The organism is Morganella sp. HSTU-ASny43 (genome assembly GCF_022819185.1).
GTDB lineage: Bacteria > Pseudomonadota > Gammaproteobacteria > Enterobacterales > Enterobacteriaceae > Morganella > Morganella morganii.
On record NZ_WSPG01000001.1, the window covers coordinates 139,282 to 158,095 of the forward strand.

The 18,814-nt window shown below is 53.2% G+C and carries 20 protein-coding genes; 10 read left to right on the forward strand and 10 right to left on the reverse strand.

All coding sequences use genetic code 11. The annotated features are described in order from the left end of the window. The first annotated feature begins 7 nt into the window (after nucleotides 1-7). From cysP to cysM, 5 genes are all read left to right on the forward strand, one after another. Nucleotides 8-1,039 (forward strand): thiosulfate ABC transporter substrate-binding protein CysP, encoded by a 1,032-nt coding sequence (gene cysP, locus GN208_RS00650; RefSeq protein ID WP_036418526.1) that lies wholly within the window; start codon nucleotides 8-10, stop codon nucleotides 1,037-1,039. Nucleotide 1,040: 1 nt separating this feature from the next. Beyond that, nucleotides 1,041-1,868, forward strand: a complete 828-nt coding sequence (cysT, locus tag GN208_RS00655) for a sulfate/thiosulfate ABC transporter permease CysT (RefSeq protein ID WP_004236904.1) — start codon at nucleotides 1,041-1,043, stop codon at nucleotides 1,866-1,868. Beyond that, nucleotides 1,861-2,703 (forward strand): sulfate/thiosulfate ABC transporter permease CysW, encoded by an 843-nt coding sequence (cysW, locus tag GN208_RS00660; RefSeq protein ID WP_004236902.1) that lies wholly within the window; start codon nucleotides 1,861-1,863, stop codon nucleotides 2,701-2,703. Before cysT ends, cysW begins: the two co-directional genes overlap by 8 nt. Next, a complete protein-coding gene (locus GN208_RS00665) occupies nucleotides 2,693-3,775 on the forward strand; it encodes an ATP-binding cassette domain-containing protein (protein ID WP_004236901.1) in 1,083 nt (360 codons plus the stop codon). Before cysW ends, GN208_RS00665 begins: the two co-directional genes overlap by 11 nt. Before the next feature lie 78 nt (nucleotides 3,776-3,853). Further along, nucleotides 3,854-4,735 (forward strand): cysteine synthase CysM, encoded by an 882-nt coding sequence (cysM, locus tag GN208_RS00670; RefSeq protein ID WP_015422616.1) that lies wholly within the window; start codon nucleotides 3,854-3,856, stop codon nucleotides 4,733-4,735. Between the two features lie 4 nt (nucleotides 4,736-4,739). Here the strand turns inward: cysM and GN208_RS00675 are convergent, their stop codons facing one another. From GN208_RS00675 to GN208_RS00690, 4 genes are all read right to left on the reverse strand, one after another. Further along, nucleotides 4,740-5,192 (reverse strand): acetyltransferase, encoded by a 453-nt coding sequence (locus tag GN208_RS00675; RefSeq protein ID WP_004236899.1) that lies wholly within the window; start codon nucleotides 5,190-5,192, stop codon nucleotides 4,740-4,742. A gap of 70 nt (nucleotides 5,193-5,262) precedes the next feature. Beyond that, nucleotides 5,263-5,838, reverse strand: a complete 576-nt coding sequence (locus tag GN208_RS00680) for a hypothetical protein (protein ID WP_004236898.1) — start codon at nucleotides 5,836-5,838, stop codon at nucleotides 5,263-5,265. A gap of 399 nt (nucleotides 5,839-6,237) precedes the next feature. Continuing rightward, nucleotides 6,238-6,420 carry a DUF2526 family protein gene (locus GN208_RS00685; protein WP_004236897.1) on the reverse strand — a complete coding sequence of 61 codons (183 nt, stop codon included), beginning with the start codon at nucleotides 6,418-6,420 and terminating at the stop codon, nucleotides 6,238-6,240. A gap of 82 nt (nucleotides 6,421-6,502) precedes the next feature. After that, the gene (locus GN208_RS00690) at nucleotides 6,503-6,889 is read right to left on the reverse strand and encodes a YkgJ family cysteine cluster protein (protein WP_004236896.1); all 387 of its coding nucleotides are present in this window, start codon (nucleotides 6,887-6,889) and stop codon (nucleotides 6,503-6,505) included. 368 nt (nucleotides 6,890-7,257) lie between these two features. On the opposite strand from GN208_RS00690, the gene GN208_RS00695 reads away from it, so the two are divergent. Together GN208_RS00695 and GN208_RS00700 are read left to right on the forward strand one after the other, a co-directional pair. Beyond that, nucleotides 7,258-8,145, forward strand: coding sequence for an AraC family transcriptional regulator (locus GN208_RS00695; protein WP_004236895.1), 888 nt, complete (start codon nucleotides 7,258-7,260; stop codon nucleotides 8,143-8,145). Nucleotides 8,146-8,272: 127 nt separating this feature from the next. Continuing rightward, nucleotides 8,273-8,857: an NAD(P)H-dependent oxidoreductase gene (locus GN208_RS00700; RefSeq protein WP_004236893.1), complete on the forward strand. Its 585-nt coding sequence runs from the start codon at nucleotides 8,273-8,275 to the stop codon at nucleotides 8,855-8,857. A 4-nt stretch (nucleotides 8,858-8,861) separates the two neighbouring features. On the opposite strand, the gene GN208_RS00705 is transcribed toward GN208_RS00700, so the two are convergent. Further along, nucleotides 8,862-9,509: a LysE family translocator gene (locus GN208_RS00705; RefSeq protein ID WP_004236892.1), complete on the reverse strand. Its 648-nt coding sequence runs from the start codon at nucleotides 9,507-9,509 to the stop codon at nucleotides 8,862-8,864. Between the two features lie 651 nt (nucleotides 9,510-10,160). On the opposite strand from GN208_RS00705, the gene GN208_RS00710 reads away from it, so the two are divergent. The 3 genes from GN208_RS00710 (at nucleotide 10,161) to GN208_RS00720 (ending at nucleotide 12,082) form a co-directional block, all read left to right on the forward strand. Further along, nucleotides 10,161-10,862: a FecR domain-containing protein gene (locus GN208_RS00710; RefSeq protein ID WP_004236891.1), complete on the forward strand. Its 702-nt coding sequence runs from the start codon at nucleotides 10,161-10,163 to the stop codon at nucleotides 10,860-10,862. Between the two features lie 116 nt (nucleotides 10,863-10,978). Next, on the forward strand, nucleotides 10,979-11,320 hold the full coding sequence (locus tag GN208_RS00715; protein WP_004236890.1) for a tRNA-binding protein: 342 nt from the start codon (nucleotides 10,979-10,981) through the stop codon (nucleotides 11,318-11,320). A 42-nt stretch (nucleotides 11,321-11,362) separates the two neighbouring features. Next, complete coding sequence (locus tag GN208_RS00720; protein WP_004236889.1) at nucleotides 11,363-12,082, forward strand: AraC family transcriptional regulator; 720 nt, start codon at nucleotides 11,363-11,365, stop codon at nucleotides 12,080-12,082. 38 nt (nucleotides 12,083-12,120) lie between these two features. On the opposite strand, the gene GN208_RS00725 is transcribed toward GN208_RS00720, so the two are convergent. The 5 genes from GN208_RS00725 to ttrS all read right to left on the reverse strand — a co-directional run bounded on the left by GN208_RS00725 (nucleotide 12,121) and on the right by ttrS (nucleotide 18,685). Continuing rightward, complete coding sequence (locus GN208_RS00725) at nucleotides 12,121-13,644, reverse strand: peptide MFS transporter (RefSeq protein WP_004236888.1); 1,524 nt, start codon at nucleotides 13,642-13,644, stop codon at nucleotides 12,121-12,123. A gap of 394 nt (nucleotides 13,645-14,038) precedes the next feature. Beyond that, nucleotides 14,039-15,283 (reverse strand): multidrug efflux MFS transporter MdtG, encoded by a 1,245-nt coding sequence (gene mdtG / locus GN208_RS00730; protein ID WP_170927057.1) that lies wholly within the window; start codon nucleotides 15,281-15,283, stop codon nucleotides 14,039-14,041. Between the two features lie 12 nt (nucleotides 15,284-15,295). Then, nucleotides 15,296-16,237: a Kdo(2)-lipid IV(A) acyltransferase gene (locus GN208_RS00735; protein ID WP_004236886.1), complete on the reverse strand. Its 942-nt coding sequence runs from the start codon at nucleotides 16,235-16,237 to the stop codon at nucleotides 15,296-15,298. Nucleotides 16,238-16,328: 91 nt separating this feature from the next. After that, the gene (gene ttrR / locus GN208_RS00740; RefSeq protein WP_004236885.1) at nucleotides 16,329-16,940 is read right to left on the reverse strand and encodes a tetrathionate respiration response regulator TtrR; all 612 of its coding nucleotides are present in this window, start codon (nucleotides 16,938-16,940) and stop codon (nucleotides 16,329-16,331) included. After that, a complete protein-coding gene (gene ttrS, locus GN208_RS00745) occupies nucleotides 16,931-18,685 on the reverse strand; it encodes a tetrathionate respiration histidine kinase TtrS (RefSeq protein ID WP_004236884.1) in 1,755 nt (584 codons plus the stop codon). Before ttrS ends, ttrR begins: the two co-directional genes overlap by 10 nt. Nucleotides 18,686-18,814 lie beyond the last annotated feature (129 nt).

Here is an 18,814-nt window from a genome sequence, read left to right on the forward strand (position 1 = left end):
CATCATAATGAGGTTCTCCGCCGTGAAACTGTCTGTCAACGCTGTATTACCTGCCGGTCTGCTGCTCCTTTCTGCTGTATGGAGCGGCGCTGCCGGTGCTGCTCAGTTACTGAACAGCTCCTATGATATTGCCCGTGAGCTGTTCACGGAAATCAACCCGCTGTTTGAAAAACAGTGGAACGCGGAACATCCGGACGATCCGCTGACTATCCGCCAGTCTCACGGGGGGTCCTCAAAACAGGCGCTGGCGATATTACAGGGACTGCGGGCGGATGTGGTCACTTATAACCAGGTGACCGATGTGCAGGTTCTGCATGATAAAGGTAATCTGCTGGCAGCGGACTGGCAGGCGCGTCTGCCGAATAACAGTTCTCCGTATTATTCCACCATGGCTTTCCTCGTGCGCAAAGGCAATCCGAAGCAGATCAAAGACTGGGATTCCCTGCTGCGTGATGATGTGAAAATCGTTTTTCCGAACCCGAAAACTTCCGGTAACGGTCGTTACACCTATCTGGCTGCGGAAGGTTTCTGGCAGCAGAAAAACGGTAAAAACAGTGCTAAAACACAGGAACAAATGAAAAAATTCCTCAGCAATGTCGCGGTATTTGATACCGGCGGTCGGGGAGCCACGACGTCATTTATTGATCGCGGGCTGGGCGATGTGCTGATCAGTTTTGAATCAGAAGTGAATAATATCCGCAATGAATATGGCGCGGATGATTATGATGTTATCGTCCCGGCGTCCAATATCCTGGCAGAATTCCCGGTGGCGCGGGTGGATAAAAACACGGAAAAGAACGGCACACAGGCTGTTGCTGATGCCTATCTGACTTTCCTGTACAGCCCGGCGGCGCAGGCAAAAATGGCGCAGTTTAATTACCGGGTGACTGATCCGGATGTGATGGCCGCCAATAAAGGCCATTTCCCGCCGGTGACCTTATTTAAAGTGGAAGATCAGTTCGGTTCATGGTCTGAAGTAATGACAAGCCGGTTCAATTCAGGCGGTGAATTTGACACCCTGATGGCTCAGGGACGCTGATATGGCAAGACGGGTGTTGCCGGGATTTGGCCTGTCCCTCGGGTTTACGCTGCTCTACAGCGGACTGATCCTGCTGCTGCCCCTCACTGCACTGGTATTACAGCTGGCGCAGATGAGCTGGGCGCAGTACTGGCAGGTGATCACCGGCCCGCAGGTGGTCGCCGCTTATAAAGTCACACTGCTCGCCGCGCTTGCTGCCAGTCTGTTTAATGCAGTGTTTGGTGTGCTGATGGCCTGGATCCTGACCCGCTACCGCTTTCCCGGCTGCCGTATTCTCGACGGCCTGATGGATTTGCCCTTTGCGCTGCCCACGGCGGTTGCGGGGCTGACACTCGCCACTCTCTTTGCCCCGAACGGCTGGTACGGCCGTTTTTTTGATTCGTTTAATATCACCGTGGTGAATACCTGGATTGGTATTGCGGTCGCGATGATGTTTACCAGTATCCCGTTTGTGGTCCGCACGGTACAACCGGTGCTGGAAACTCTGAAACCGGAGTATGAGGAAGCGGCAGAAACGCTGGGTGCTTCGCGTTTTCAGATATTCTGCCGTGTGATCTGGCCGGAAATCGCCCCGGCAGCGCTGGCGGGAACCGTTTTGTCCTTTACCCGCAGCCTTGGTGAGTTCGGTGCGGTGATTTTTATCGCCGGTAACCTGGCGTGGCAGACGGAAGTGGTGTCATTCCTGATTTTTGTCCGCCTCCAGGAGTTTGAATACCCGGCGGCTGCGGCGATTGCCTCGGTGGTGCTGATGACTTCGCTGGTGTTATTGCTGGCGGTCAATATTATTCAGAGCCGCGCCGGATTGCGTACCGGGAGGTCTCATGGCTGATACACTACGCCGCCGGCGTTTCCCTTGGCAGAAGTGGCTGCTGATTTCTGCCGGGCTGCTGCTGACATTTTTCATCCTGGTTATTCCGCTGGTGTGGATTTTTGTGACCGCGCTGTCTGATGGTATCGGCGGTGTGATCCGCGCACTGGCGGAGGCGGATATGTTGCATGCTATCTGGCTGACAGTGATCGTAGCGCTGATCACCGTGCCGGTGAATCTGATTTTCGGCACACTGCTGGCGTGGCTGGTAACACGGTTTCATTTTCCCGGCCGCCAGTTACTGCTGACACTGGCGGATCTGCCGTTTGCAGTATCGCCGGTGATTGCCGGGCTGTTGTATCTGCTGCTGTACGGCTCAAACAGCTGGCTGGGTGGCTTTCTCGAAAACTCGCTGAATACCCAAATCATGTTTGCGTTGCCGGGAATTGTGCTGGTGACGATTTTCGTAACCTGTCCTTATGTGGTGCGGGAACTGGTGCCGGTAATGCTCAGTCAGGGTGCACAGGAAGAAGAGGCCGCCGTGCTGCTGGGGGCCCGTGCATGGCAGATCTGGTGGCGGGTGACACTGCCGAATATCCGCTGGCCGCTGTTTTACGGTGTGATCCTGACCAACGCCCGGGCTATCGGGGAGTTTGGTGCTGTGTCAGTGGTCTCCGGCGCAATTCGGGGAGAAACCTTCACTTTACCGTTACAGGTGGAATTATTGCATCAGGATTATCAGACCGTGGCGGCATTTACCGCATCCGGTCTGCTGGCGCTGATGGCTGTTGTGACCCTGTGTATCCGCCACGGCGTGATGGCATATCAGGGATCCCGGAGGAAATATGAGCATTGAAATCCGTCATCTGACACACCATTTCGGTGCGGAGCCGGTATTGCAGGATATCTCGCTGTCGGTGGCGGACGGCGAAATGGTGGCGCTGCTGGGGCCTTCCGGCTCCGGGAAAACCACACTGCTGCGGATTATTGCCGGGCTGACCCCTCATAGCGCCGGAGAATTGTATATCAGCGGAGAAGAGGTTTCCGGGCTGGCGGCAGGCGAGCGCCGGGCCGGGTTTGTCTTCCAGCACTATGCACTGTTCCGGCATATGACGGTGTTTGACAACATAGCATTCGGGCTGACGGTATTGCCGCGTAAAACACGGCCATCAAAAAAAGAAATCCGCGCTAAAGTGATGTCACTGCTGGAAAAGATTCAGATGCCGCACCTGGCGGATCGCTATCCGGCACAGCTTTCCGGCGGACAACAACAGCGGGTGGCACTGGCGAGAGCGCTGGCGGCAGAGCCGCGTATTCTGCTGCTGGATGAGCCGTTCGGTGCCCTGGATGCAGGGGTGAGAACCGAACTGCGCCGCTGGCTGCGTCAGCTGCATCAGTCGCTGGGATTTACTGCTGTGTTCGTGACACACGATCAGGAAGAGGCGCTGGAGGTGGCTGACCGCATCGTGGTGATGCGTGGCGGACATATCGAGCAGGTCGCGGTACCTGAAAGCCTCGGCAATGATGACAGCAACCGCTTTGTAACAGAATTCCTCGGTCAGATAAACATTTTCCGTGGTGATATCGGTACGGATGGCGGGGTGCGGATTGGCGGTGTGCGCCAGCCGGTTGCCGCACTGACCGCCGGTTTCGGGCCGGTATCGGTATTTGTGCGCCCCTGGTCGCTGACATTGCAGCACACTTTTTCAGCCGATGCGGTTGCTGCCCGGATTGTGACCATCCGTTCACACGGGCATTACCGCACTGCGGTGGTAACCACGGAAGCGGCTGAAGATGAAGTGACGGTAATATTACCGCCGGACACCCGTGCCGCCGCCGGTGATTCTGTCTGGCTGACAATCAGGGAACTGCGGCTGTTTCGCGGCGAAGATGAACTGGCGCTGCTGCCGCAGGCACAGTGCGCATAAAGATGAAAATAATTCCGGTTGCATACTGCCTTGCGGCGGCGGTATGGTTTCCGTTTATGGCTCAGGAGGCAGAACAACGTGGCATCTATCAGTAATGGGATCGGTAATACCCCGCTTTTCCGGCTTGCACGGCTGGGTGAAGTCAGTGGCGCAGAAATCTGGGTCAAACCGGAAGGCAATAACCCCGGCGGTTCGGTAAAAGATCGTGCGGCGAAAAGTATGATTGAAGGTGCCGAACAGCGCGGGGAGATCCGTCCCGGGGATACGCTGATTGAAGCCACCAGCGGTAACACCGGTATTGCGCTGGCGATGATCGCAGCGATTCGCGGTTATAAATTAAAGTTGCTGATGCCGGAAAATATGAGTGCCGAACGCCAGGCCGCTATGAAAGCTTACGGCGCGGAGCTGGTGCTGGTCAGCCGGGCACAGGGCATGGAAGGGGCACGGGACCTGGCGCAGCAGATGGCAGCGGACGGGGAAGGTTATGTGCTTGATCAGTTTAATAATCCCGATAACCCGCTGGCCCATTACCGGACAACCGGCCCGGAAATCTGGCAGCAGACGGACGGGCGTATCACGCACTTTGTCTCAGCTATGGGCACTACCGGCACCATTACCGGGGTGGCGCGTTATCTGAAAGAGGTCGCACCGCAGATCAATATCACCGGTCTGCAACCGGCGGAAAACAGTCAGATTCCGGGGATCCGCCGCTGGTCACCGGGGTATCTGCCGGGGATTTTTCAGCCGCAGCTGGTGGATGATATTCTGGATATCACACAGCAGGAAGCAGAAGATACGATGCGCCAGCTGGCACAACAGGAAGGCATTTTCTGCGGGGTCAGTTCCGGCGGCGCGGTGGCCGGTGCACTGAGAATTGCAAAAGCGAACCCGGGAGCGGTGATTGTCGCCGTAATCTGCGATCGCGGCGACCGTTATCTCTCGACCGGCGTTTTCGGCTGAGACATTATCCCGCTGTTTTGCCGGTGTATTTCATGTGCAGCAGCGGGAACGGATTTCCCTCCCCATCCAGTTCAGAACGGCCTGTCTGTGTAAAACCCATATGGCGGTAAAAACCGACACCCTGCGGGTTTTGTTCATTCACATCCAGCTCATCTGCCTGTAACTGCTCAACAGCATAATTCAGCAGGAATTTACCGGTGCCTTTACCGCGAATAGCCGCATCCACAAACAGCATCTCAATCCGGTTCGCGTCTGTGCCGAGAAAACCGAGGATCACACCGTTTTCATCCTGCGCCACCACCACATTCAGGTTCGGCAGATAGGTATTGAGCAGCAGCGGATGCAGTTTTTCAATATCAGCCTCACATAAAAAATCGTGAGTGGCGCGGACAGATGATTCCCAGATGGCAACCAGGCGCGGGAAATGATCCGGTTTGGCGGGGGTGATAATTAACATAAAGAAATCCGTAAACAGAGGATACTGAGAATGGCCGGTGTCCCGGTATCCCGGGACACGCTGCGGGTGATCAGTTATTGGTATAACGTCTCTTCGGGGTGCAGATATACACCCAGGCTGGCGGAACGTTGAACAATACACGCTCTTTGCGGAAATGGAAATAACGGCGCAGATATTTCTCAAATTTGGTGGTGTACTGAAACAGAATAAACTGCCCGTCGCTGAGTTCGATATTGTCACGCACCGCTTTCAGAATACGCAGCCCGGTGCGGCGGTCAATTGACAGGAACGGCAGACCGGAGAAAATCACATTATACGGGCGGTTCAGTTTCTCTGCTGAGTCAGAAAAAATCCCCAGCCGGCCATCCTGAAATTTATTCAGCAGGCTGACAAAATAGGGGTCAATTTCATAGGCATCCAGTTTAGCCAGTGGATCCATCTGATCCAGAATCTGACGGGTAATTACCCCGGTACCGGCACCCAGCTCAGCAAAATGCTGCACACCGCTCCAGTCGACGTGACGGACCATTGCACGGCACAGCCAGCGTGATGAAGGGGTAATTGTTCCCATCGTGGCCGGCGATGCAATAAACTTTTTGATGTACGCGTAATAGCTCAGTAACGGTGAATAGTTTGATACTTCCATAATAAGCATTCCTTACAAACCCGGATACAACGCACGTGTAAATAGTCACGTCAGTGAAATGTATTCAATATCATATGCCGATTATTCTCTTTCCTCTACAGATAAATAAGGAATTTTTCAGACGGTGAAAAAATTAAAAAGTTCATAAAACTGTCATATAAAACAAAGCAATAGGGTGTTTTATTTTAGTTTTTAATTAACAGGCAGATAAGATTGATTTGTTATAAACAATAATCAGATGAATGAATGAGATAGCTGACAGGGAAAGCATAGCGGATTAAAAGGCGGTTAGTACAGGAATGAACGCGACTTTTGCAAAAGCTGACATTAACGGAATAAACATGACACTCCGTACCGGTATATTATTCTGGTAATAAGCCGGTACGGAATAAGAATTAACTAGTGATGTATTTTTCCGTGATCCATTATCGCCTGGCGGAGGCGCTGCTGTAATTCATAACGCTGTTCATACGGCAGCGGGTTGCTGTCACCCAGGCTGACCATCATTTCGTTCATTTCAGTGATACTGTTACTCTCAATGGCTTTTTCCACATCAGCAACACTCTGTGCATAATCGCTCATACGGCTGTCCTTATTCAGTCTGATAGTAATGCGGTTATCCTACCTGAACAGCGGTAAAAGCGTTAGTGCAAAACGGCGGTGATCAGGCCGCGTGATCATTGTGGCGGGACGGCGGCTCCAGCGGCGGCAGGCCGTGTGCGGCTCTTGCCCGGTCACAGGCGGCATTGTGTACACCGCTGACCCACGACTGATCAAACTCGCGGCACGGCGACGGGCGCTGTGCGTAAGCGCTGCACGCTACACACTGACCGACTTCCCCCTGAAGATTGATACAGCGCGGGGATTTCTGATCAGTGCCTTTCATACAGGCCATAAAGTCATTCACTTTTTCTGTCATCTCTGCCGGCACCACGCCGCCCGTACTGTCCGTTTCCCCGTGATAAAACGAGACCCGGAAATAGGCACAGCACGCCCCGCACTGCATACAGGGATTGGTGTCCGCATCAGTAAACGCAATTACATTGCTCATGATAGTTAACCACATTATGCAAACGCGGTGATTATTTCACCGCAGGCCGAGTTTTGTCCTGAATAAGCTCTCAGGGCGGATTATTATTTTTATTTTGCCGCGCAAATTCAATAAAAATAAACAGCAGCAGATCACAAAATAATGAATGAAATTAAAATAATAATTCTGCTTATGAAAGACAGGAAAAATAATTTACTGCATATAAAGGTATATTTCTGTTTTTAAAAGATAAAGTAAATATCCCTCCGGCGGTCTCTCTCTGCACGATATGCTGCTGAGTCTGATAACCGGTACCGTAATGCAAAATACAGCACGGTACGGTCTTTTCCGTTATGCTGTAGCCCTGTTAATCAGTCGCTGAGAATATAATGGAAACGGATGATCGCCTGCGCTGCCTGAAACAGTTGTTACAGACTTACACCGCAGAGCGCAGCGGCGGGTGGGATACGACCGTTCCCGGTCTCGCATTGTGCCGGTGGACGGCTCCGTCACAGGCGCAAACCTGGACTTATGAGCCGGGTATCGCACTTGCGGTTCAGGGCGCAAAACGGATCACACTCGGAGATAACACCTATTGTTACCGCCCCGGGGATGTATTGCTGACATCCGTGGATATCCCTGCGATTGCGCAGGTCTGTGAGGCATCAGAGCAGGCACCGTTTCTGGCTCTGCTGGTCAGTCTTAACCTCAGCGACCTTCCGGTACTGATGCAGGAAAGCGGTTTTCAGCTGCTGACTTCAGAACCCGCTGTACCGCAGGCAGTGTGTCCGGTCACAGAAGCGTTGCTCAGTGCGGTCTGCCGCCTGGTGGCGCTGCTGGAAAAACCGGACGATATCCCGGTCATGGCTCCGCTTATCCATAAAGAAATTCTCTATTACCTGCTGAAAAGCGGCCAGGGCGCACGGCTCCAGCTGATGGCCGCACATAATAAACAGTGCCGCCAGATAAGCGGCGTACTTAGTTACCTGAAAGCGCATTTTGATCAGCCGGTGTCGGTGGAGACACTCTGCCGCCGGGCTCAGATGAGCGAATCCTCTTTTCACCGCCATTTCCGCCGGGTCACCCGGATGAGCCCGCTGCAATATCAGAAATGGCTGAGACTTAATGAAGCCCGTCGCCTTCTGCTGGTGGAATCGGCGGATGCCTCGGAAGCGGCTTTTCGTGTCGGGTATGAAAGTGCCTCTCAGTTTAACCGTGAATACCGGCGGTTATTCGGGTTACCTCCCGGACAGGATAAAAAGCGGGTTCTTCTCTGACCGGTGTGTGATTTCCGGGCAAAATGACAGGATCAGGCAAACATCAGAGCGGACAGGCTAACGTATTTGCGGGACAGGCCGGTTAGGATAACAGGATTGACGACATCATTCCTGAGTGAGTAACACAATGAAAAACATCTTTATTATTAACGGTTCAAAAGAATTCGGCGGCTCTGACGGCAAACTGAACGACCATATGACCGATATCGCCCGCCGCCATCTGACAGAAAAAGGCATGAATGTCCGCGTTACCCGTATTGATGACGGTTATGACGATGAACAGGAAGTACTGAATTACCTGTGGGCGGATGTGATTATTTACCAGATGCCGGCCTGGTGGATGGAAGGGCCGTGGATTGTGAAAAAATACATTGATGAGGTATTTACACAGTCTGATGACCGTTTTCATATTAATGACGGGCGCAGCCGCCGTGACAGCAGTAAAAAATACGGCTCCGGCGGTGTGCTGACCGGTAAAAAATACATGTTATCCGTGACCTGGAACGCACCGCAGGAAGCCTTTGAGGATGAAAAGCAGTTCTTTGAGGGGCGGGGTATCGACAGTGTGTATTTCCCGCTCCACAAAACCAATCAGTTTACCGGGATGACATCACTGCCGACATTTTCCTGTTTTGACGTGGTTAAAAACCCGCATATTGATGCGGATATTTGCCGCTATCTGGCTCACCTGGATGTGAATATCGCAGGCTGAACCCTCAGCGGGCCACTGATGCCAGGCGCAGACCGAGAGCGATAAAGGTGGTACCGACGAGGCGGTCAATCCAGTAATGCGCTTTCGGGCTGCCGGAGATCCGTGCAGCCAGTGTCCCGGCAATCAGTGCCAGCGTGGTATCAGTGCAGAACCCGAGCAGGGCATAGGTTGCGCCGAGCAGCAGGAAAGATTCCGCATAATAACTGCCGCCTGCCGCAATAAACTGCGGGAAAAAGGCAATAAAAAACAGCAGCACTTTCGGATTGGTCAGTGTGGTGATAAACCCCCGGATAAGAATCGATTTTGCGGCTGCCTTCTGAATCACCACTTCTTCATTATCATCAGCGGTCTGCCCGCGCTTTCTGAGTGTGCCGAGGATCATTTTGGCGCCGAGGAACGCAAGGTACAGCGCACCGAGATACTTAATCACGGTAAACAGTGTCGGCGATGCGGCAATAATCGCCCCCAGCCCGACAGCCCCGGCAACAGCATGCACACTGCTGCCGAGCATCACCCCCAGCGCGGACAAAATACCGGCTTTGCGGCCGTTGGCCAGGCTTTGTCCCAGTACATAGGCAATATCCGGCCCCGGCGTTACTGCAAAGATAAAAACGGACAGTAAAAACAGCGGGTAATGGATAATATCCAGCATGTGACAGCCCTCCGGAGTCAGAGAAAACGTTATATTATGGCGGATATAATGCCATTAAGTATGATCCGCTGGCAAATGACATTTTTGCCGGTTATTTATACGCGTATATTGATTTGCTGAATTATATAAACTTGTTCAATATTTATAATGAATTACTCACTTTATAATTTATCAGTGTTAAAAAACGGGCGGAAAAAGAGTACGCATCAAAAGAGTGTTTCCGGATGGCAGATAGTGTAACAAAACGTAAAAGCACGGCTTTACATCCGGTAAAGTGTATTATACTCAGCTGCACCAATGGTACCGTATCATCAATTAATTAGCTGAATTAAAAGATGATATTTTACTTTTGGCCTTGTTTTTATTGTGGATATCGCCGGATATCTGCGAACTTATTTTTCATTGTAAATGATAATTATCTGATACTTATCACTGTATGCGCGGTTTATGCGGATAAACAATAATAACAACCTGATACCGTTGATTTGTGACAATAACGGCAGTGATTAATCGGAATTTCTTATCAACGGGTGACCGGAAGCCGTCGGTTACCCGACGATATATGTGACGCCGGAAAAACAGATTCCGGCGCTTACAATCCGCAGGAGATTGCAGTTGAAACGCCTATTTTTCAGACAACGGCGACGCCGTTTGCTCATCATATTACTTGTTTTCCTGACGATTCTGGCAGGTTACGGGGTATACAACGCCATTCTGATGAAGGCAAAAGGCGTTGAAGAACATTACACTCACCGCGGAGAGATTAAACAGTATTCTCTCCGTGACGGCAGCCAGCTGAAGCTGGATACCGAATCCCGTGCTGTGGTTGCTTACGATAACGGCAGCCGGTCAGTAAAACTGCTGTCCGGACGGGCACGTTTTGCCGTCAGCGAAAACCGTGAAGAACAGCGTCCGTTCCTGGTCACCGCTAATGGTGTGCGGGTGGAATCCGGCAACGGTAACTTTGTGGTGGATATTGCGGATAATAAAGTCTCCGTCTGCCCGCTGGATGAAACCGTGACCACGTTTTTTGACGGTAAAACCGAAACCGTGGGGCCGGGACAACGGCTGGAGATTCTGCCGGAAGGCCGGGCAAAAGTATTCCAGCGCCAGTACACCGATATCGACTGGTTATCCGGCTCACTGGTGCTGAATAATATCCCGCTGTCAGAAGCGATTGAGATGATCAACAGTTACCGCGCGGTGCCGGTAGTTCTGCTGAATAATGATAAGAAAGATATTATTGTGGATCGTGTGCTGCATCTCAGCCGTCTGGATGAAGAGGTTGAGGAGATGATGCGTTCCCTCGGGCTGACCCGTGAATCGCTGCCGGGCTCAGAGGCTTACCGCTGAGTTGCCTGTCCGGCGATAAAATCTGACTGTCCGGCAACAGCGGCGGTGTCTGATCACCGGTATAATGATGCGGAATATTACCCTGATTAACCACTGTACAGCAGCCGGAGAGACCGATGACATCAGCAGAAATTGAATGGGCCGATTTTGAAAAAGTGGAATTGCGTGTCGGTGTGGTACTGACCGCAGAGCTTAATCCGAAAGCCCGCAAACCCGCCTATATCTTTACTGTGGATTTTGGAGAGTGCGGGGTGAAAACCTCCAGCGCACAGGTTACCGCATTATACAAACCGGAAGAATTAACCGGGCGTCAGGTATTATGTGTGTGTAATTTTGCCCCGAAACGGGTGGCCGGAGTGAAATCAGAAGTGCTGATAACCGGCGCTGCTAATGCGGACGGAGATATCGTTCTTGCGGAGTTTTCCCTGCCGGTACCTGCCGGTCACCGCCTGATGTAACACCCCGCCGCCTGTCGTTTTCCGTACTCTCAGGGGCATTCCATGAAACGACCTGTTATCTCATTACGTAGCTACCGGCAGGAAACCCTGGAGCACAGTCATGATGACATGTGGCAACTGGTGCTGGGCGGCAGCGGCGCAATGGAACTGACTGTCGGCAGCGACAGCGGTTCGGTGGAGCAGGGACGGATGGCGGCGATCCCGCCGGGGTATCACCACCGTTTCTGCGGCACCGGTCATAACCGCCAGGTGGTACTTGAACTGCCTGCGGACAGCCTCTTCTTCACTTCCCCTGATTCTCTGTGGTCTGTGCTGCCGGATGCCACCCGTACTTATGTGGACTGGCTTATCAGTTATCCGCAGATGATTGAACAGCATCCGGAAAGTGCGCGTATCCTGCTGGCAGAGCAGCTTGCGGCGCAACTGCAGCCGGACGGGCAGGACAGGCGCTGGCTGCATACTCTGACACAACAGCTGACCGCGCGTCCTGATTACCCGTGGACGGTCAGTGAAATGGCGTCGTGCTGTGCACTATCGGCCAGTACTCTTCAGCGCCGCCTGCTGGCGGCCACCGGTAAAACCCCGGCGGTTTTTCTGACTGAAATACGTCTGCGCCGGGCACATCATCTTATCTGCCATACCCCGCTGACACTGCCGGAAATTGCCCTGCGCTGCGGTTACAGTACCCAATCTTCCCTGACCAGTGCTTTCCGCCGCTTTTACGGCGATACACCGGCCAGTCTGCGCATAAAAAAAGGGTGAGCCGGAGCTCACCCTTTTGCTTTTGTACATTATTTCAATCAGGCAGATTTGTTGTCTGCGCTTTGCAGCATTTTGCGTACCGGCACAATCAGCACACACAGCACTGCGGCACAGATAAGCAGGGCAACAGAAACGTGTGAGAAGAAGCCCGGCAGGTTCATCAGCTGATCCGGACGGACATTACCGCCCATGATACCGGCTGCAAGGTTACCCAGCGCACTGGCACAGAACCACAGACCCATCACCTGGCCGCGCATTTTCATCGGTGCCAGCAGTGTCATGGTCGCCAGACCAATCGGGCTTAAGCACAGCTCACCCAGGGTCAGCAGCAGGATACTGAAGGTCAGCCACATCGGGGAGACACCGGCGCTGGTTTCAATCACGCGCTCGGACGCCATCATCATCACTGCAAAACCACCCGCAGCGAACAGGACACCGAACATAAACTTGGTGATACTGCTCAGGTTCATATTACGGCGCGCCAGGGCAGGCCATAACCAGCTGAACACGGGGGCCAGTATAATGATAAACAGGGCGTTGATGGACTGGAACCAGACAGTCGGGATTTCAAAACCGAACAGGTTACGGTCAGTGTAATCCTTCGCAAACAGATTGAATGACGTCGGTTTCTGTTCAAACGCAGACCAGAACAGGGCGGCGGTGACTAACAGAATAAAACAGACAAATAACCGGATGCGTTCACTGCTTTCCAGACCGGCAAACACAAACAGGTAGATGAAGTAGAGAATAACCATCCCGGAGATGAGGTAAACCATGTTGGTGGCAACCAGCATCGGGTTGAACGGGATAACGCCGGAGGCGATCAGGACAGTGACAGCGGCGATAACCACAGCCGCCAGGCCAACCCACTTACCGACATTTTTGCGCGCGACAGTCGGGCGATCCCAGCTGGAGTCCAGACCCACTTCACCGTCATACTGACGCATCAGCGGTACCGCGTAGAAGCGGAACACCAGCAGGGCCACTAACATCCCCAGACCACCGATACCGAAGCCCCAGTGCCAGCCGAAGTTAGGGACTAACCAGCCGGTCGCCAGCGGCGCGATAAAGGAGCCCATGTTAATCCCCATGTAGAACAGGGAAAAACCGCCGTCACGGCGTGTATCGTCCTGTTTGTACAGCGTACCGACCATGACCGTCACACAGGTTTTAAATAACCCGGTACCGATAACGATAAACAGCAGACCGACAAAGAACAGCTTTGGTGACCAGATTGCCGACAGGGCAATCGAGAGGTGACCGAGTGCAATAATGATTGAGCCGTACCAGACCGCCATGCGCTGCCCGAGCCAGTTATCCGCCAGCCAGCCGCCCGGCAGGGAGGTCAGGTAAATCGCACCGGCAAAAATACCGACGATAGCGGAAGCCTGTTCACGCGGAATATCCATCCCGCCTTCATAGACGGTGGCTGCCATAAACAGGATCAGTAACGGACGGATACCGTAGAAGGAGAAGCGTTCCCACATCTCGGTAAAGAACAGCGAGCTGAGCGGGTAAGGGTGCCCGAAGAAAGTACGTTTTTTGTTTGTTGTTGATTGCATCTGTAATTTCCCAAAGGTTTATTCCGGAGAATAAGCCTGAAAATGGTAAGGATAAACAGTTCCTGTTAACAAAATGATACTTTTGTGTATCAATAAACATCCTGTCTTATTAAAGTATTATTAACACACTTATCGTGAATCGTATTCACTTAAAGCACGTTTTCTATTTTATAAACCATTTTTTAGATGAAATGTCGACAAAAATCTCATTTCACAAGACTTATTTATACAAAATGTGATGAGGTCTATTGACAGAAGATGTGGATTATGAGGCTTACGTATATTTGCAAAATTATTTTAAATCAACCAGTTAAAGTTGACTCATAACGGAAAGATGAAATTTCAGTAACAAATTGCTGACAGCGAAAAGTAACCGGATGAAAACCGGCGATATCTACCCGATATCGGCCGGTTTAATTTTCGGGGCGCTCTGCGATTTTATGCACCACCACGAATAAAACAGATTAAACAGTACAACCGCAGCGGTGAAATAAAAGACAGATGCGAAGCCGAAATGCGCAGCCACCCAGGCGCCCATTAACGGTCCTGTAACATTACCGGCGTCGCGCAGTGCCTGGTTATAGCTGAAAATCCGTCCGGCAATTTCATGGGTGATATGATAAATAATCAGGGTCTGGACGGCGGGCAGCAGAGCGGCATTGACGGCGCCGAGCAGAAAACGCAGGGCACCCAGCTGCCAGTAATGGGTGACCCAGGCCATCGGCAGAATAACAAACACAGACACTGCCAGCATGGCGATCAGTACCTTATCCGGCCCTATCCGGTCACTCAGTTTTCCGAGGCGCGGGGCGCTGATCAGCGCGGCCAGCCCCGGCACAGAGGCAATTAACCCGCTGATAAACGCCAGGTTTTCAGTATGTCCGCCCAGCTCACGGATATACAGGGTGATAACCGGGCTGACCGAACCTGCCGCAATCTGAATACACATGGTGGTGAAAAACAGGCAGATTACCAGGCGCGGATTTTTTATCGCTGCAAAAACCTGCTTTGTGTTGAGGGCATCTTTGCGTGACACCGGCGTGAAGTTTTCGCGGACAAAAAACAGTGTCACGAAAAAGCAGATAAACAGCACGCTGGCGGTGATATAGAAGACAGGACGCAACCCGGTGTGATCCGCCAGAAAACCGCCGATAAGCGGGCCGATAAGTGCGCCACTGACAGCGCCGGTGGAAAGCGTGCCCAGTGCCCAGCCGGTGCGTTTGACCGGCACCTGGGTGGCTATCAGCGCATTGGCATTCGGCACGAAACCGCCCAGCAGCCCGAGCAGGGCGCGCAGGAACAGCAATTGCCAGACATTCTGTGCAAAGCCCATCAGCAGCATGACAATCGCCATACCGAGCGCGGAGCGCAGCAGCATCAGCTTACGGCCTTTGCGGTCAGAGAGTTTGCCCCAGAAAGGGGCAGCGATGGCGGAAAACAGGAAGGTAATACTGAATGCCGCCCCCGTCCACAGATTGAGTTCCTCATGGTCTGTCACCCCGAGCTCTTCCACATAGAGCGGCAGAAAGGGCATGATCAGGCTGAAGGCGGCGCCGGTCAGAAAACAGCCGAACCACACAACATAAAGATTTCGTTTCCAGTTACGGTTGGGGGCTTTGTTCTGCATCAGGGTAGTAATTTAATTCCTTTTTTAATGGACTTTGTCCCGGTCATGATAGAGGGACGGTTCACCTTCCGGCCGTGTTTTGAAGCGCCGATGCAGCCACATATATTGTTCCGGGGCGCGTAAAATTTCTTTTTCCACAACATGGTTCATAAAGGTTGCGGCAGCCACATCATCATCTTCCGGAAAACCGTCCGCAGGGGGCTGGATCAGCAGTTCATAGCCTTTTCCGTCCGGCAGACGGCGCGGTGTGAACGGGATCAGTGCTGCACGACCGGCTTTGACCAGAATAGACGTACCGGTGGTGGTGGCGGCTTTCTCCACGGCAAACAGCGGTGCGAACACACTTTTGCGCGGGCCGTAATCGTGATCCGGTGCATACCACAAAATCTGTCCGTCACGCAGGGCGCGGATCATCCCTTTGACATCCTTGCGGTCGAGCATGGATTTGTTGGATCGCAAACGACCGGTGGTCTGCATCCAGTCCATCACCGGGTTATCGTTCGGACGGTAAACCCCGATGCCTGGATTGAGCATACCGAAAATCCGTGCGCCCAGTTCCAGGGTCAGGAAATGGATGCCTATCACGATAATACCTTGTCCGGATGCCTGTACTTTCTGAATATGTTCGCGGCCTTCCACCTTAAACCAGCGTTTTACCCGCCAGTCCGGCCAGAACCAGGCCATGCCGGTTTCAAACAGCCCCATGCCGACGGATTCAAAATTTGCCACCACCATCGCTTTGCGCTTTTCTTCCGGCATATCCGGAAAGCACAACTGCAGATTGCGGTCAGCAATCTCCGCGCGGCGTTTGAGAAAACGCATGGACAGACGACCCAGACGGGTGCCCAGCCGGTAAATCACCGGATACGGCAGCAACACCAGCACATACAGTACACCCAGGCCAAGCCAGGTCAGCCAGTAGCGGGGATGCAGAAACGAGCGTTGAAATTCAGGAGCTGTAATCATAGTCAGACATCGTTATTGTTTAAAGCATCAGCAGATGCGGGTTCATGTAAATGATATAACACTAAATTATACGTGGTATCGGTTGCAGATGTTAGTGCTCTGCGGTGCTGTTTTCAGCGTCCGTAATGCTGTTGAGCTGCGTGACCAGCTCCGCGAGGCTGCCCGCCGCCATTTTTTCCATCACTTTGGCGCGGTGCACTTCGACGGTTCTTACCGCAACATGGGCAATATCAGCGATTTCCCGGTTCATCAGTCCTTGTGCGACAAAACCGGCGATCTGACGCTCTTTCGGCGTCAGAGTCTGAAAACGGTCACGGATTCGGGCACAGGCCACGGCTTTGCCGGTTACCGCGGCGGCGCGGGTCAGTGCTGCCTGCAACGGTTGTGTGGCCACCGGTTTCTGCAGAAAATCCACCGCACCGAGTTTCATCTGTTCAACCGCCATCGGCAGGTCGCCGTGGCCGGTCAGGAATATCACCGCCAGCGTGCTGTGCCGCTCCTGAAGGATCTGATGCACACGGCAGCCGTCAAAATGCGGCATGCGCATATCCAGTAACACAATACCGTAAGTGTGCAGCGGTGCCTGTGCAATAAATGTCCGGCTGTCATTCCAGACACACACCTCATAACCGAGGCTCTCCAGCAAAAACTGACACGCCTGTGTCACAGCAACATCATCATCAACCAGGTGGATCACGGGCATGGGGATTCCTTTGTCGGTTCACTGAAGATAAGGGTAACACATAAGCCGGGCTGTTCGTCCGGGCCGGAACAATTTTCCATATGAATATCACCACCCTGGCTGCGCATCAGGCGCTGGCAGATCACCAGCCCGAGCCCGAGTCCTTCGGACCTGGTGGAGCGGAACGGGGCAAAAGGTTGTGTCAGCTGCGTTTCATCCATCCCGCCGCCGTTATCCTGCACCACCAGAATCTGTCCGCCGGGGGGGTGGTGATGCATCACACGGATGCAGTCCGCCCCGGCCTGCAAACTGTTACTGAACAGGTTGGAAAGCACCTGATCCAGCAGTGCCGGCGGTAAGTGTAATACGGCATCATGAGCAACGGTGTTATATAAAACTGCAGAAGGATATCGTTCTGTAACCCGCAGCAGTTTCCAGACCAGTTCCGGTACCGCCGCCACATTCTGCGGCACAGGTGCACCTTCCGGGGAGGATGGGCTGTTTCCCGCCCACAGCCGCAGGTTGCGGATAATACTGGCACCGCGTTCGGCCTGGCTGTCAATCTGCGACATGACCGGCAGCAGCGGATGTGCGGGATCTTCCCGCTCCAGCCGGATTTGCGAGCCCTGGGCGTAATGGCGGATAGCGGACAGCGGCTGATTCAGCTCATGCGCAAAACCGGAGGCCATCTCCCCGAGCACACTCAGTTGCTGGGCTTTTTCCAGATCCTGCTGCTGGCGCTGTAACTGTGAATGGGCGGCTTCCAGCTGGCGGGTGCGGCGGCGCACCCGGAAAGCAATCCACACATGATTGATACCGAGAAGCAGAAAAACCAGGGCAACCGAGCCTAACAGCCAGCTGTTTTTCCGGCTCCAGCTGATAATCTCCTGCCAGAACTGCCGCTGCTGCGGGTGCTGATTGACTTCCCTCAGCAGATTTTCCACCTGGCGGGTGGATGACGGCGCACCCCAGCGCATGGTTTTTTCGCCGTGGCTGTTAAGCAGCACCCGGGTGACTTCATCCGCCAGTTCGTCCGGTACACCGCTGCCCGCCGCAAATGACCAGTTCGGGTATAGCTCGCTGCTGGTCCAGCAGGGAATGGTGCTGTCCCGTCCGAGAAGCGGCCGGAAATCATCCTGGTGAATGAGTCCCTCTTTATCCATGGATTCAATCAGGCAGGCCGGAACAATCGCACCGGAAATTGCCTTATCCCGCAGCAGATAAAGCAGGGCATCGGCCGGAAAACCGGAGAACTGAAGATGGTAATCACGCGGCGGGTCGATACCCGCATCACGCAAGGCTTTATAGCCTAATAAATAGCCGCCGAAGGCATCCGGCGCGACTGCCCCGACTTTTTTACCGGTCAGATCCGCCGGAGTCTGATAAGGGCTCTCTTTGCGCACCAGCAGCACACTGCCGATCACATTACGGGTGGCGTTATCCGGCTCATAAGCCGAACGCAGGGAGACCAGCCAGCGCAGGGGAAAGTTGCTGTCCAGCTGGATAAACTGTGCCGGATTGGTGAGGACAAACTGAATCTCGTTATTGTGCAGCGCTTCCCGCATCTGATCCAGCGTCAGCGGCAGCAGGGTGAAGTGTTCACCGGGCAGGGCGCGGTTGAGCTGCTCTGTCAGCGGCTCCCAGTAATGACGTGTCGGTGCATCCCCCCGCAGTGCCAGCACACCGATGGTCCACTGTGCGGCAAATGAAAAAGAGGTGAAAAATAACAGTGCGGTCAGCAAACCTGTGCGTGCGGCTATCTGCATGTGTCCCCGGGTCAGTGCGTCCTGTGTCCGTTTTCTGAGAAAAATCTGTTGTTTTAGATCAATGTATTCCCCGTTATGTGGTTAACCACAATAGGGGGACTCTCCGGCAATTTTTACAATCCCCATAAT